The organism is Dorea sp. AGR2135, assembly GCF_000420885.1.
Taxonomy (GTDB): Bacteria; Bacillota; Clostridia; order Lachnospirales; family Lachnospiraceae; genus Dorea; species Dorea formicigenerans.
In genome coordinates, this window is sequence record NZ_ATVU01000022.1 from 1 (window position 1) to 14473 (window position 14473).

Sequence of the window (14473 nt, forward strand, 5' to 3'; positions counted from 1 at the left end):
TTGCAAAGAGTATTTACGGGTTCTGCCCGTTGATGCATAAAAATGGTTTCTAAAGGAAATCGGAATAATTTCATCAATGTCGATATGAGTTTCTAATAGAGAGAGAAACGCAGGTTTGTCATTATCAAGTTTTTCTTGGCAATCTGTAAAAATTTCTGCCAAAGAAAGCTGTTTATATGGTATCATAGGTATCAGAATAACTCCTTTCTTGGGTGATGGTTTTTAGTTTTTAGTCAACTCTATTATACCATATCCAGTGAGGGGTTATTTGTTTTTCATAACAGAAAAATGCCGTATTCATGCGGCTTGTGGCGTTTCGCAAACGCCTAATAATTTTGCAAAATTGAAAGGAGACTATCATCATGGCATTTGACATCACACCTTATGTAGACAAGACACCAGCGGAGGTTCGGGCACTCTGCCGAGATGGAGTTATTGACTTCCCGACCGCAGGAATGTGCCGTGGTTACGCACAGGCAAACCTTGTAATCCTGCCTCCGGAATACGCAGCAGATTTCGAAGAATTTGCAAAAAAGAATCCATTTCCTTGTCCGATTCTTGAAATCATCAAAGGAACGCCCGACACACACGCCATGGGCGAAGGCGGTAATATCTGCACTGATATTCCAAGATACCGTATCTACGAAAACGGCGTATTTACAAAAGAACTGACTGACGTATCTTCTTATTGGAAAGAAGGCTATGTCGGCTTCCTGATTGGCTGCTCTTTCTCTTTTGAAGAGACATTGATCAAAGAAGGAATCGAAATCCGTCACATTTCCCAGGGACGTAACGTACCCATGTTTAAGACGAATATCCAAACCGTTCCTGTTGGACCATTTTCCGGTCCTATGGTATGCTCCATGCGCCCGATGACTCCGGAAAATGCACAGAAAGCTTATGATATTACAGTGAAGATGCCAAATGTACACGGTGCTCCGGTACAGATGGGCAATCCGGAAGAAGTCGGTGTTATGGATGTCATGAAACCGGATTACGGCGAAGCCGTTGACATTTACGAAGGTGAAATCCCTGTATTCTGGCCATGCGGCGTTACACCTCAGGCTGCCATCGAAAATGCAAAACTTCCAATCGTAATCACACATGCACCGGGACATATGTTTATTACAGATATCCTGAATTCTGAGTTGAATGATTATCTGGAAGCGCAGAAAAATAAATAGACTTTGAAATAAACTTTTATGCTGCTACAAGATGGTGGAAAATAACGTTGCAGAAGCATTCTTTATCAACCCACACCAGCTATGTGGCAGTTTTTACAAATATGGTAATTACATGCAGGAGGTACTATGACCGGGCCGAAGGAACTTATTGACAAATTACATAAAAATCAGGAGCTTTCACTTGAAGAGTGGACCGAACTGATTAAGAATCGCACGCCGGAACTTTCCGAGTACCTTTTCGAACTTGCCAGAGAAGAACGCCACAAATACTATGGGCATGACGTTTATGTCCGTGGTCTGATAGAGTTTACAAACTATTGTCGAAACGATTGCCTCTATTGTGGTATTCGAAAAAGTAATGCAGCAGCACACCGGTATCGTCTGGACGAGGATACCATTCTTCGCTGCTGCCAGGAAGGCTATGATTTGGGATTTCGCACATTTGTCCTGCAAGGTGGAGAAGATGGATATTTTACAGAAGAGAGGATTATCCACATTGTCAGACGAATCCGAGAACATTTTCCACAATGTGCGATCACTCTTTCCATTGGAGAGTGGAAAAAAGACAGTTATCAGGCATTCTTTGATGCTGGCGCAGACCGTTATCTCTTGCGCCATGAGACTTACAATCCTGAACACTACGCTAAGCTCCACCCGCCAATCTTAAGTGCTGCTCACAGACAGCAGTGTCTCTGGGATTTGAAAGATATCGGATATCAGGTCGGAACCGGATTTATGGTTGGAGCACCTTATCAGACACCAGAATATCTGGCAGAAGATATGTTATTCTTAAAGGAACTTAATCCTCATATGGTAGGAATCGGACCTTTCATTCCGCATCATGATACGCCATTTGCTGACCAGCCTGCCGGTACACTAGAGCTTACGCTCTTTATGCTTGGCCTGATCCGGCTAATGCTGCCGAAGGTTCTGCTTCCGGCTACGACCGCGCTTGGAACCATTCACCCGAAAGGCCGTGAGCTTGGAATCCTTGCAGGTGCAAATGTTGTCATGCCGAACCTGTCACCGACAGAAGTACGAAAGGATTATCTTCTCTACGATAATAAAATCTGTACCGGTGACGAATCGGCACAATGCCGGCACTGTCTGGAACGCCGCATGGCATCTGTCGGATACCAGGTGGTGACTTCTAGAGGAGACTCACTCAATATTTAAAGTTGAACACACGTGCAAAATCATTTACAACGTCACTATTTTATATCTATTCAAGAATGTGCTTTGGCACATTCTTTGTTATAAGGAGTTCCATTATGAGCTTAAATAATACACCGTCTGCCGAGCGGCTTCATATCGGTATCTTTGGAAAACGAAATGCTGGAAAATCCAGCGTTATCAATGCTTTGACTGGGCAGAATCTTGCCATTGTGTCTGATATCAAAGGCACAACGACAGATCCAGTCTTAAAATCTATGGAGCTTTTACCTTTGGGTCCAGTCGTCATCATCGATACTCCGGGACTTGATGATGATGCCGATGTTCTTGGCACACTGCGTATTCAAAAAGCTTATCAGATGCTAAATAAAACAGATATTGCAATTCTTGTTATAGACGGGACTGTCGGTATGACTGAAGAAGATAAAAAAATTCTTACCCACATTCAGGATAAGAAGATTCCTTATATTGTTGTATTGAATAAAGCAGATCTGGCTGTCTCCAGCGTCTGTCCAGGCAACCTGTCTGATTCTATTGTCGAATCCTGCCAAATTCCTTCTGAACACATTTTGTGGGTCAGTGCACAGAACCACAGCAATATCCAGGAACTGAAGGAATTAATCGGAAAGCTCATTCCTTCTTCTGATAATGACCGGTATATCGTACGCGACCTGATCCGTCCAATGGACCTGATTGTTCTTGTTGTGCCAATCGATTCTGCTGCACCAAAAGGCAGACTGATTCTTCCACAGCAGCAGACCATCCGTGATATTCTGGAGTCCGGTGCCGTTTCCATTGTTGTAAGAGAAACAGAACTGGCTGATACATTAAAAAAACTCGGTCGCGATCCAGATCTGGTCATTACAGACAGTCAGGCCTTCAAACAAGTATCTGCCATTGTTCCTGAACATGTACCATTAACTTCATTTTCCATACTATTTGCAAGATATAAAGGAAACCTGAAAACAGTAGTGCATGGCGCATATACACTGGACAAATTAAAAAAAGGTGACAAAATTCTGATCAGCGAAGGATGCACACATCACCGCCAATGTGGTGATATCGGAACAGTCAAACTTCCAAATCTGATTCGCCGATACACAAAAAAAGATTTTGAATTTGAATTTACAAGCGGAACTGAATTTCCACTGAATCTTTCCGAATACCAGCTCATTATCCACTGCGGAGGCTGTATGTTAAATGAACGAGAAATGAAATATCGTCTAAAATGTGCCGAAGATGCACACATTCCTATGACAAACTATGGAACTGCGATTGCTTATATGAACGGAATCTTGAACCGGAGCATCTCTATCTTTCGAGACACGTTGGACTTAAAGGAAATCTAAATCTTGTAACGGACTACATTGTATGTTCATCCTTCACCAGAAAAGCACCTTCGGGTGCTTTTCTGCAAGGAGATCAACGTAAGTAATTCTGTTTAATTATTTATGTTTATAGACCCGATAATGTTCTCATTACCAAATCTACATCTTTATTTTCGAGTTCCTGAATGATATGCAGATATGTTTTCTGCGTTGTTGTCATACTGGCATGCCCCAGGCGTCTGGCCACACTGGCAATTGATACACCTGCAAACAGAAGAAGAGATGCATGTGTATGTCTAAGTCCATGAATAGAAATCTCTGAAATTCCACATGCCTTGCAATGCCGAGTGAGTACATCATTCACTGTAGAATTATAAATCTTTGTTTCTTCCACAAAAATCGGTTTATCTTCTGGCAGATTTTTAGTAAGTTCTGAAAATTTCACAACAATCTGCCAGTCAATTTGAATTTTTCTCACCGACGAATTATTCTTTGTTGGAAGAAATCCTCCATTCCCCTTATAATCCCATGTTTTACTAATTGACAATGTTTGTCTGGCAAAATCAAAGTCCGAAGGAGTAATTGCAAGTGCTTCTGAAAACCGCATACCGGTCTTTGCAACCAATAGAATAAACCAGTCCCAGTTTACCTCTTCTCGAATATCAAGGTGTGCAATTAATGTATGTAATTCAAACTGATTTAAATATTTTATCTTTTTTGTTCTGGGAGATTTTCCCTTGATGATTGCCTTTCTAGTAGGATCTCTCTCTATCATCCCTTCATCTACTGCATCTAGAATTGCTCCTTTCAACTGATGATGAAAATCAAGCGTTGTCTGTCGTTCATGGTCTTTGGCATAATCATTCAACAATTTCTGATAAGCAGTCCTGGTAAGTTCGCATACCTTCAATTCAGGGGCAAGTTTTTCTACCCATTTCTGTGTCATCAGATACTTTGCCATCGTAGCATCTCTGATTGCACCTTTTTTGTACACCTCAATCCACTGTTTATAGTACTCATAAAATAATTGCATTTTGCTTGTATCCTGTTGCATAAGCTTCTCTTCCTTTCCCGAATCACTTACGCTGATACAGACAATTAACCATCTATTTTTCCCTTATGCAACACTAATCAATGGTTTTATTTCCTCATCTAAAGTTTTCTTTAATTCTGCCATACACTTCGCATAATATTTGAATTTTGGAAGTGCCTTTTCTTGTACGGATTTATAACTCTGATAGTCAATTGTAGCCTTGATCACGCTTTCGTTTGGTATTTCCCCGTTTCTGTAATGAAGAGCCGCATACATAACATCTTCCTTCGATGCATACCAAGTCACACAGAAATCCGAAATCACCTTTTCAATACAATCACGTTTCATGCTTTCCACAATATTTAAGATAGACTGCCCCTTATATTTGTTTTCATCTGCCTCAATTTCACTGACCAGATTCGTCATAATCTCGGCTACCTTTGGATTATCTTTCCGCATTTCCTCAATATACTGCTTCACTTCATCAATCTGTTTTTGACGTTCTTCCGGAGATACAGCTTCTGCATCTTCATCAGGTGTTACAATATTCTGAATCAGATTAATAATATACTCATAATCAATCTTTGTACTGCTGTATGCCATCAGCTCATAATCCACGTCTATCGTTTCATCTTCCGGTGGTTCCTTTCCTGGATCGTCTCCACCACCTTCTGCTATTTTTATTTCTTCTACTGCATTTTTATAAACCCCGGCATACTTATCGTATTCCTCTTCTGTGATACCATAATCCTCAAGCATACTGTCATCATACTGGGTAAATGATTTGAGCTGAGCAAATAATCGGTCAAAGGTCTGGAACATCTTGACAAACACTTTTTTCTCTTTGATTGACATCGGTGTTACTTCTTCAGGTGTTTCTGCTGATACTCTTAATGCTGCCAAGGATTTGCGAAATGCTGGTTCTATTTCTTCCCATTCTGCTAAAATGGCTACTCCTGCACTTCCAGCAGAATATAATTTCACTGCATTATCAACACTTTCCTTAAATAACTTTGGTGCCTGGAAAGTAACAATCTGTCCGTATGTTTTGTTTTTATCGAAAATACGGTTTGTCCTTGAAAATGCCTGTATCAGATCATGTGGTCCCATCGGCTGTCTGTCAATAAAAATCGTGGACATACATGGCGCATCAAATCCTGTTAACAGGCGGTCTACCACAATGACCAGATCCAGCTGCTCACTTCTGCTCTTGAATTTTGCGTCTTTTCGTGCGAGACGTTTATTCAGATTTCCATTGTATCCCTGAATCTGTGAAAGCTCATATTTTGTACCAAACATCTGATTGTAATCATCTAGTGATTTCTGCATCTTTTCCTGGTTGACGTGGGAACCTTCTTCATTTTCCGTTACTGAATAAGTAATTGCAAATTTCGGAAAATCGGGAAGAACCTGTTTAATCTTCTCATCAATCTCTAATGAAGTTTCTCCATTTTTTACCTTTGTCAGAAGTTCATAATATTTCTGTGCTATCTGAATAGAACTCGTTGTCAAAAGGCCTTCATATGTTTGTCCTTTTCCATTCTGGAAGCCTAGCTTGTGATAAGATTTATTCAAGATGATATCTAATACCCTAAGCATATGGGTTTCATTATCATATGCACTGGCATCTGTCTCATCTGTAATATTTTTCGGACCATTATGCTCTACCTGAAAGCCAAGTACAGCATTATCATGAATTGCATTTTGAATTGTATATTTGTGAAGTCTTTTTCCATACAATTCTTCTGTTGTACGTGGCAGATCACCCATCTGCGGATATGGATTCTCCGCAAATCTCGGAGTTCCTGTGAATCCATACCAAAGTGATCTTCCGAAAAAGCGCTCTAGTTCACGCTTTGTTTTTGGAGTAACTGCTCTGTGACATTCATCTACTACAAAAGCAATTTTCAAATTTTTAATCTTGCTGTATTCAGATGTTCCTTCTTGTAATCTTTTACTAATCAGAATCTGCATTTTCTGAATCGTTGTAACGATTACCTGACGATCATCAGATTTTAATTTCTTTTTTAAATCATTTACATTGTCCGTCTCATCTACATCGACCAAATCGTTATTCGCATAAGCCTGAAATGCCATAGTGGTCTGGGTATCCAAATCTTTACGGTCAATCAAAAAAATTGCTTTATCAATCGCAGGAATATCCATCAGTAAATTTCTGGTTGCTTTATAAGAAGTAAGCGTCTTTCCAGATCCGGTCGTATGCCAGACAAAACCTGATTTTCCCGTCTTTGATGCCTCACGTATAGACTCAATGGCATGAATCTGATATGGTCGAAGTAAAATCAATCGCTTTGCATCTTCATCCAAAACTGTATATCTGGCAATCATCTCATGGGCTTCCGGAATACGAAGAACATTCTTTGCAAAATCAATATAATCAGCCACCGGATTATTCTCCGTATCTACCCAACCGCTCATAAATTTAGGATTCAACTCTGTATCACTTGCTGCAGCAAAATATTTTGTATCTACTCCATTACTGATTACAAACATCTGGACAGCCGAAAAAATACCAGTAAACTTTCCTTCACTGATATATTTTTTTATCTGATAAAAAGCATCCATGTAAGAGTGCTGTCTGTTCTTTAATTCAATATGTATCATCGGAAGACCATTAATCATAAGTGTAACATCAAATCTTCTGTCCCTTGCAACCGTAGTGATATCATCGTCCTTTAACGCATTATATTGGTTGATAACCTCGTAAACACTGCTTCCACCTGCAATATGCTCATGATTCATCACAACTAAATGCAATTTTTCTGTATCCCTTTGTACATGAACCATTGCCTTTCCATTTTCGCCAACTAGCCATTCACCAGCCTTATAGAACGAAGAAAACTGCAGCTGGTTCTTAACCTGTTCAAACTCTGCATCAGACAAAGGCTGTCCATCCAGACGCGCTTTATTATTCTGCTCTAGAATATATCTAAAATTCTTCCAAAGATCTTCCTCTGTCTTTAAATCTTCACGGTAAGTCCATTGAGACTCTCCAAAAACTAGCTGTTCTATTAATTTATCTTCTATTACTTTCTCTAATTCTGGCATTTTCTTTTTCTCCTTTGTGATGATTAGCGTGGTTTTTTCATATATTCGGGTATTTAACACATAAATTTGCTTCCGATGGTGAAGAGTGATGAGGTTGTCGAGGGAGTCAAAATACTCTCCGATTTTTTTCTGCTCCGCTAAACACGGAACCATAATTTCAAAATTTCTAATATCATTTAAACTAAGATGTGGAACAGCTGTTTCTGTCTTGTTCATTTCGATATATCTTAAAAAATCACGTTGGATGGTCTGGTACATGAAATCTTGACTAGCAAATTTGTTATTCGTTCTTGCCCTTGTCACTCGTTGAACAAGTAATGCAGGAAGCTGGTTTTCCTTGATTTTTGCGTAACTTTTTCCTATTAATGCCCCATCCATTTGAATTAGAATGTCACCATCTTTAAGCAAAAAATTTTCTAATCCAACACATGAATTCCATTTCACGCAAATATCTTCTGAAAAATCTAAGTACCCTCTTTTGACATTCATGCCACGAACAAGTTTAATGCCATCTTCAGAAAACTTATCACTCTCAAAAGGATATCCTGTCATCAAATCGTTATAATCTCCGAACTTACGCTGTTCCCAATCATTTGGCCCTCATTTCATTAATATCTTATACCTACACTAATAAGCTGTGACAGTATCGTTTATATTAAAAATTTCATATTTCTGCTTGAATAATATGTCCAAAATTCATTTCATCCTTGAATAAATCGTAGACATATTCAGGGCTTTCCAAATATAATCCTGTATCTTTATCTATAAGTTTTTCAAAAACTTCTGAATTGTAAAATTTATTCATTGCCTCATCGTATTCTATACTCTGATCGGTACTAATCATATCAATAATATCCTGTATCGAATATTCCAATAACTGATCTTTTTTACACATTTTTACTCATCACCTTTCTCAAAAGTTTCACACTATTTTCAGTATGAAAAGAATATTGTGAAGAAGTCTTTTTATAAATCATTCCCTTTAACAATGTTTCAAAATCTATAATTTCATTTTCGTACTGTCGAAACAACAAAGCCATATTGTCATCTGCAACAGGACCTATAACAATATCATACTTGTTATCTTTGTTACACAAAACATCCTGTACATCTGTAAATGTCCTACTTCTATTATTCATTATAAATTTTGCCCATTCTTCTGTTGTCTGTATGCCAAAATCCTTAATTCTGAGAGTATGCAAATCTTTAAAATTATCATTTATCTCATAAACATTCAAAATCGGTGATTTACCATAAATATTTGCTACTCTTATCGCCATTTTTTCAGCTTGTTCTTCAATATCTGTCAGATAAAATCCCTGACCAAAATCCTTATATGGTCTGCACATTGCCAGATTTATATTACCAATCGCTATATTGCTCCCATGATATAATCTCATAATGTACCTCCATTTTTTTTACATAAAATTCTCAAATCATCTAATATGGTATCAAAGTCCAATGTATGTTCCACATCATAATTCTCTTTAATAAAAGCTATTCCTTTAAACTGAAAGAGATACTGAAATGCTTCTTTAGCACTTAGCTTATGCCTAGTGGCAAATTCATTTACACATGCAACAGTAAAACCAATTTTTCTTTTCTGCTCACTCATTAAAACAACTTCCTTCCTGCATTTAAACATGCCTAACCATTGCCTATAGTTTAATCGTATCGTAAGTCCTTTTATTTTTTATAAAAAACACATTGCTTATCAAACTTATCTGTTTTTGTTCTAATCATAATATGAAAGCTGAATTTTTTCTATACAAACATATTTTGTAACATGAATTTCTTTATATTTCGTAATTCATCACACTTCTGCTGGTGAAGAGTGATGAGATGGTCGAGAGACTCCAAATAGTCTCCTATTTTTCTCTGTTCTTCTATTGATGTATACGGAATTTCAATAGTCTTCATTCCAGCAATATCTATACTTCTTCCATCTCTTATCCCATATACATGTGGTACTAATTTATGCTTTATAAATTCATGGGAACGAAAGTATGGATAATAGAATCTTGAATCTGCTACATCACTATGAAATGTATGATATGCAGGGCTTATAATGCCATCTAACAATGATTTTTCAAGTCCTCCTTCAAAGGAACGAAGATGCACTATGAAGTCATCTTTCCGTACCATTTTATAATTAGACAAATTAGATTCATCATACATTAAATTTCGGTCAGATTCTTCTCTTTTAACTGTTCCTCCACCCTGAATAATAGTAAGCGCCGGCAGCTCCGTATGGTTCTTTTCAGAGTATTCTTTAAACACTTCTCCCAACTTACGCTGTTCCCAATCTTCAGTAAATCCTGAAAATCTAATTTGTGGAACTAACTGTCCATTTTGCGGAAACATTTTTTGAAGCATATATTTCTTCAAAGTTTTCATCTCTTCGCGCTTTCGCTGGTGAAGAGTGATGAGGTGGTCGAGACAATTAAAATACCTTCCAATAGCCTTCTGTTCATTTAATGACGGAAAGGAAAATTGCATCTTCCCAATTTCCTGAAAATTAAGACCTTCCCGACCACCTCCAGCCTGACTTGCATCAATCTGTTTCTGACCATTATCTGAAGATAAATTCAGTTGAATAAAATCAGGCTGATGTCCTTCTGTTGGTCTAATAATACAAACATGCTGATTAACATTTGCGGACTCTAATCCTTCATATACGGCACTTCTTCCAATTGAAGCACCAGTTATATTCAGTAAAACATCATTGGTATAAACTCGAGAGTTTGCCATTAATTCATCTGTTGCTTCATCAATGTAAACGATATCTGCAAAATCCACCTTATCACCGTTCACATTCTGAGATCTGATAAGTGGAATTCCTGTCTCAACATACGCACTTTTTCCACCTAAAGGAGTTTTTCCACTACCTATTTTAACAGTGATATTCCCTAACTTACGCTGTTCCCAATCTTCTTGGTACCCTTTAAATCTAATCTTTGGTTTTTCCATAACTATTACCCCTCCAGCTTTCCAATCAAATCGTTTAACGAAGAAATAATATCCGGATTCGGTGATGTCAACTCCTTAAGAAGAGATACAAAGTCACTTTTAACACGTTCCAGTTCATCGTCTGTTTTTTTCATATCCTGCAGTAATGCGTTGATATCCACATCTTCTTCTTTTTCGAAATTATCAACATAACGAGGAATATTAAGATTAAAATCATTTTTTTCAATATCCTCAAAACTTGCCAGATAGGATTCTTTTTCTACAGTTTTTCGGTCACTGTACAGCGCCAAGACTTCATCAATGTGTTCATCTGTCATTTCGTTCTGCTTCTTACCTTTATTAAATTTTTTTGAAGCATCAATAAATAAAACATCTCGTCCGTCTCTATGCTTTTTTAAGACAATGATACACGTCGGAATGGACGTATTGTAAAATAAATTTGCCGGGAGTCCAATCACTGCATAAATATTACCAGAGCGAAGTAATTTTTCCCTGATTTTTCCTTCTGCCGCTCCTCGAAAAAGAACTCCATGTGGTAAAACAATTGCCATTGTTCCGTTATTCTTCAGATGATACAATCCATGTAACAAAAATGCATAATCGGCCTTTGACTTTGGAGCCAATACACCATAATCACTAAAGCGTTCATCCTGAAGGAATCCTGCCGCCGCACTCCATTTAGCTGAATATGGAGGATTCATAAGAACCATGTTAAAATCTGTTTCCTCACCTGTTGGCCAGTCTCCATCTAATGTATCTCCATTTCGAAGATGCTGGTTTTCCGCCACTATTCCGTGTAAGAACATGTTCATTCTTGCCAGGTTATATGTTGATGTATTCTGTTCCTGTCCATAGTATTTGATATATTCTGGTGCAAATGCATATTTTTTAGCATTTAACAATAAAGATCCTGATCCCATGCATGGATCATATACAGATAATCCCTTTCTGTCCTCCTGCCCTGAAATAGCAATTTTCGTTAATATCTTTGATACTGCCTGCGGAGTATAGAATTCTCCCGCTTTCTTTCCTGTCTCAGATGCGAATTGTCCAATCAAGTATTCATAAGCATTTCCAAGTATTTCTGCATCTGAATTTAACAGATCTGCTTTATCAATCTCTTTTATAAGACTCGCAACTGTATCACTCTGTTTCTGATCTCCTGCTCCTAACCGATTTGAATACAAATCGATATCTGTAAACAAATCGGCAAAAATTGGATCACTCTGTTCTATATTGTTAAATCCTTTCTGCAACTGCTCACGGTTAAAAGAATTATTTCTTGCTGCATCAGCAAAATTGGTGTAAGTAAGTTCAGGCTCCATAACATAGTGGCATTCTTCTGAAAGCTGATCTTTCAGTTCTTCTGCACTCTCATCCTTCAGAGCTTCTTTATACGCCTCTAGTGCTTCTTTCAATGTAGATGGTTTTTCATCATAGAGCAGATCATATACTTTTATCAAAAAGGAATCTGAAAGGTATTTATAAAAGACAATACCTAACAAGTAATCCTTATATTCATTTGCATCCATTTTTGAACGCAAAATATCCGCTCCGCTCCATAATACGCTAATCAAGTCCTTGCTGTTTTCTATTTCTGCCATATTTATTTATCCTCCATTGTTTTATGAATGTTTCCAGCTTTTTAGTCATTGTATTTGATTTTTTCTCTGTAATAAATTTGGAAGATTGGATAGTATCTACCAAAAGTTTTAATTTAAGTATACCATAGGCATAAGTCATATAGTGCATCTTTTCACACAAAACTCATGGAAACAGCAAGTGATACTGGGTGGAAAAAAGATAGTTCAGAGGCTATAATGTAGATATTGCCAAAAGGCGTAGAGATGATAAATTGCAGGAGGATATCTATGATTCAGGAAATTGAAAACAGAAGAAGTATAAGAAAATATAAAGCGGATAAAATTAACAAGGAATTAATTGAAGATATGATATATAGTGCGACTCTTGCTCCGTCTGCCAAAAACAGGCAGCCTTGGAAGTTTATTGTATATCAAGGCAAAGAAAAAGAGAAATTGGTTGATGTTATGCTCCAGGGTATAAATTCAGAAAAAATCACGCACGCACTTATGAAAGAATGGGCGTTTGCCATACCAGATGCTGAGAATACTGTCAGAATTATGGAAGAGGCGCCATGTCTTATAGCAGTGCTTAACACAAATCAGAAAACTCCATTTGAAGGTATTGAAAATGAAAAACGCATCGTGGAAATTTGCGATTCACTATCCATAGGCGCTGCTATTGAAAACATGATATTGACAGCAACAGAACATGGATTAGGTACATTATGGATTGCAAATACATGTTTTGCGTATAATGAACTTGTAGATTTTATCAAAACAGACAACCAGTTAACCGGAATTGTTGCTGTTGGATTTGCAAATGAAGCTCCAGCTAAAAGACCACGGAAGCCATTCACAGATATTGTTGAATACCGATAAGTACATATGCACTTCCCCCTTCCTTTCTATGATTTAGATCGGAAGGGACTTAAAGAATCCGTTGCTGTTGCTTTTATTTCTATCCCAACATTTGAATCTGGTTTCTGCTAATCCTCTTTCAAAGAGCATAAAATGTCTGTTATTTGCTCCAAGCTTTCTGCAAAATATATTCCTTTTTGTCTTTCCTCTGATGACAATCCCATGTCAATCATATGTTTAAGCATTGCTTTTAAGCCATCATAGTAACCATTAAGATTATATACAATACACGGTGCATTTAACTGCTTCAGTGATACTTTTGACATAATCTCAGTTATTTCTTCCAAAGTACCTGTTCCTCCAGGAAATGCAATAAATGCATTGCCAAGTTCAATCATTTTGTTTTTTCGTTCCGACATATCCTTAGTTACGATCAGTTTTGTAATTCCTTCGTGCTGAAATTCATTTTCAATAAAAAATTGTGGCTCAACACCCGTAACATTACCGCCTGCACTCAATACACTATCGGCTAATGCTCCCATCAAACCGCTTTTAGAGCCTCCGTAAATAAGTGCGTTGCCACTTTTTCCAATCCAGGTTCCCAGTTCTTTGACTGCCCTTTTTAACGACGGATTGTTACCTTCATTTGCACCAAGATATACTGTAATATTCATTTCATTTTTCTCCTTTGTAAAAAAGTATTTTTCCAACCTCAACTCCGCACTTTTTCTTTATCTGTGAATTCAAAAATACCCTCTGCATTCATCCTGCTTTTATTTTAGTCGGGGCGAATAACCGTCTCAACGGTGCTTTCGTTGTCCCAACAAAGTTCCTGTGTTTCCCTGTCTCCAAAATACACCGGAAAACGGAACTTTATGTGCTTCAGAAATCTGCCATCTGGCTGCTCCTGCTCGTAAATGTCCACCTGTTCCACAAAGCTGTTAAGAAATTCTTTCTTCGCCAGGTCGGTGAATTTATCATATAGTTTATCAAAATATAAAAGAAATTGATAGACGTTTTCTTCTGATATTTTCTGTTGCCGGATATTCAGCAGGCGGTTCTTGACTTCTTCTATACTGTTCTCCACGCCTTCAATCTCATCATACAGACGATATAAGCGTGTCTCCATTGTCTGAACAAGGATATTCTCCCGTTCGATCTCTGCCACCGCAGACAGGACAGAAATTTAAGGCGGGCAACTTGCCCGCCGTAAATCTTTAAATTATGCTTTGATTTTTCCAGAAAATATTTTACTTACTTTGTTTTTCATGAGTA

General features: G+C 37.8%; 12 protein-coding genes and 3 pseudogenes. 4 read left to right on the forward strand and 11 right to left on the reverse strand.

The window, feature by feature from the left end:
* Positions 1 to 186: pseudogene (locus G593_RS20605) on the reverse strand (ISNCY family transposase); the annotation flags it as partial.
* A gap of 176 nt (positions 187 to 362) precedes the next feature.
* Here G593_RS20605 and G593_RS0112880 point away from each other — a divergent pair.
* The 3 genes from G593_RS0112880 (at position 363) to hydF (ending at position 3706) form a co-directional block, all read left to right on the forward strand.
* Positions 363 to 1184 (forward strand): putative hydro-lyase, encoded by an 822-nt coding sequence (locus G593_RS0112880; protein WP_005330406.1) that lies wholly within the window; start codon positions 363 to 365, stop codon positions 1182 to 1184.
* A 126-nt stretch (positions 1185 to 1310) separates the two neighbouring features.
* Positions 1311 to 2360: a [FeFe] hydrogenase H-cluster radical SAM maturase HydE gene (hydE, locus tag G593_RS0112885; RefSeq protein ID WP_005338307.1), complete on the forward strand. Its 1050-nt coding sequence runs from the start codon at positions 1311 to 1313 to the stop codon at positions 2358 to 2360.
* 95 nt (positions 2361 to 2455) lie between these two features.
* Positions 2456 to 3706, forward strand: a complete 1251-nt coding sequence (hydF, locus tag G593_RS0112890; RefSeq protein ID WP_029731938.1) for a [FeFe] hydrogenase H-cluster maturation GTPase HydF — start codon at positions 2456 to 2458, stop codon at positions 3704 to 3706.
* Positions 3707 to 3812: 106 nt separating this feature from the next.
* On the opposite strand, the gene G593_RS0112895 is transcribed toward hydF, so the two are convergent.
* The 8 genes and pseudogenes from G593_RS0112895 to G593_RS0112925 form a co-directional block, all read right to left on the reverse strand.
* A complete protein-coding gene (locus tag G593_RS0112895; RefSeq protein WP_029731939.1) occupies positions 3813 to 4739 on the reverse strand; it encodes a site-specific integrase in 927 nt (308 codons plus the stop codon).
* A gap of 63 nt (positions 4740 to 4802) precedes the next feature.
* Entirely contained in the window at positions 4803 to 7787 is a 2985-nt protein-coding gene (locus G593_RS0112900; protein WP_029731941.1) for a type I restriction endonuclease subunit R, read from the reverse strand.
* A gap of 78 nt (positions 7788 to 7865) precedes the next feature.
* A pseudogene (locus tag G593_RS21535) lies at positions 7866 to 8372 on the reverse strand (restriction endonuclease subunit S); the annotation flags it as partial.
* A 79-nt stretch (positions 8373 to 8451) separates the two neighbouring features.
* Complete coding sequence (locus G593_RS0112905) at positions 8452 to 8682, reverse strand: hypothetical protein (protein ID WP_029731942.1); 231 nt, start codon at positions 8680 to 8682, stop codon at positions 8452 to 8454.
* Positions 8675 to 9187, reverse strand: coding sequence for a DUF3990 domain-containing protein (locus tag G593_RS0112910; protein ID WP_029731943.1), 513 nt, complete (start codon positions 9185 to 9187; stop codon positions 8675 to 8677). The genes G593_RS0112905 and G593_RS0112910 overlap by 8 nt, the downstream gene beginning before the upstream one ends.
* Complete coding sequence (locus G593_RS0112915) at positions 9184 to 9402, reverse strand: DUF3791 domain-containing protein (RefSeq protein ID WP_029731944.1); 219 nt, start codon at positions 9400 to 9402, stop codon at positions 9184 to 9186. The genes G593_RS0112910 and G593_RS0112915 overlap by 4 nt, the downstream gene beginning before the upstream one ends.
* 149 nt (positions 9403 to 9551) lie before the next feature.
* Positions 9552 to 10757 carry a restriction endonuclease subunit S gene (locus G593_RS0112920; protein WP_029731945.1) on the reverse strand — a complete coding sequence of 402 codons (1206 nt, stop codon included), beginning with the start codon at positions 10755 to 10757 and terminating at the stop codon, positions 9552 to 9554.
* A gap of 5 nt (positions 10758 to 10762) precedes the next feature.
* Positions 10763 to 12361 carry a type I restriction-modification system subunit M gene (locus G593_RS0112925; RefSeq protein WP_029731946.1) on the reverse strand — a complete coding sequence of 533 codons (1599 nt, stop codon included), beginning with the start codon at positions 12359 to 12361 and terminating at the stop codon, positions 10763 to 10765.
* Positions 12362 to 12628: 267 nt separating this feature from the next.
* Here G593_RS0112925 and G593_RS0112930 point away from each other — a divergent pair, with 267 nt between their 5' ends.
* The gene (locus tag G593_RS0112930; RefSeq protein ID WP_029731947.1) at positions 12629 to 13219 is read left to right on the forward strand and encodes a nitroreductase family protein; all 591 of its coding nucleotides are present in this window, start codon (positions 12629 to 12631) and stop codon (positions 13217 to 13219) included.
* A gap of 107 nt (positions 13220 to 13326) precedes the next feature.
* Here G593_RS0112930 and G593_RS0112935 read toward each other — a convergent pair whose 3' ends face one another.
* Positions 13327 to 13872 (reverse strand): TIGR00730 family Rossman fold protein, encoded by a 546-nt coding sequence (locus G593_RS0112935; protein WP_005338316.1) that lies wholly within the window; start codon positions 13870 to 13872, stop codon positions 13327 to 13329.
* A 104-nt stretch (positions 13873 to 13976) separates the two neighbouring features.
* A pseudogene (locus tag G593_RS0112945) lies at positions 13977 to 14333 on the reverse strand (recombinase family protein); the annotation flags it as partial.
* Positions 14334 to 14473: the final 140 nt, after the last annotated feature.

Bases quoted from the DNA above. Each gene is read 5' to 3' on its own strand.
- G593_RS0112935 (WP_005338316.1), bottom strand. From the start codon at position 13,872: ATGAATATTACAGTATATCTTGGTGCAAATGAAGGTAACAATCCGTCG.
- G593_RS0112930 (WP_029731947.1), top strand. From the start codon at position 12,629: ATGATTCAGGAAATTGAAAACAGAAGAAGTATAAGAAAATATAAAGCG.
- G593_RS0112900 (WP_029731941.1), bottom strand. From the start codon at position 7,787: ATGCCAGAATTAGAGAAAGTAATAGAAGATAAATTAATAGAACAGCTA.
- G593_RS0112895 (WP_029731939.1), bottom strand. From the start codon at position 4,739: ATGCAACAGGATACAAGCAAAATGCAATTATTTTATGAGTACTATAAA.
- hydF (WP_029731938.1), top strand. From the start codon at position 2,456: ATGAGCTTAAATAATACACCGTCTGCCGAGCGGCTTCATATCGGTATC.
- hydE (WP_005338307.1), top strand. From the start codon at position 1,311: ATGACCGGGCCGAAGGAACTTATTGACAAATTACATAAAAATCAGGAG.
- G593_RS0112925 (WP_029731946.1), bottom strand. From the start codon at position 12,361: ATGGCAGAAATAGAAAACAGCAAGGACTTGATTAGCGTATTATGGAGC.
- G593_RS0112915 (WP_029731944.1), bottom strand. From the start codon at position 9,402: ATGAGTGAGCAGAAAAGAAAAATTGGTTTTACTGTTGCATGTGTAAAT.
- G593_RS0112905 (WP_029731942.1), bottom strand. From the start codon at position 8,682: ATGTGTAAAAAAGATCAGTTATTGGAATATTCGATACAGGATATTATT.
- G593_RS0112910 (WP_029731943.1), bottom strand. From the start codon at position 9,187: ATGAGATTATATCATGGGAGCAATATAGCGATTGGTAATATAAATCTG.
- G593_RS0112920 (WP_029731945.1), bottom strand. From the start codon at position 10,757: ATGGAAAAACCAAAGATTAGATTTAAAGGGTACCAAGAAGATTGGGAA.
- G593_RS0112880 (WP_005330406.1), top strand. From the start codon at position 363: ATGGCATTTGACATCACACCTTATGTAGACAAGACACCAGCGGAGGTT.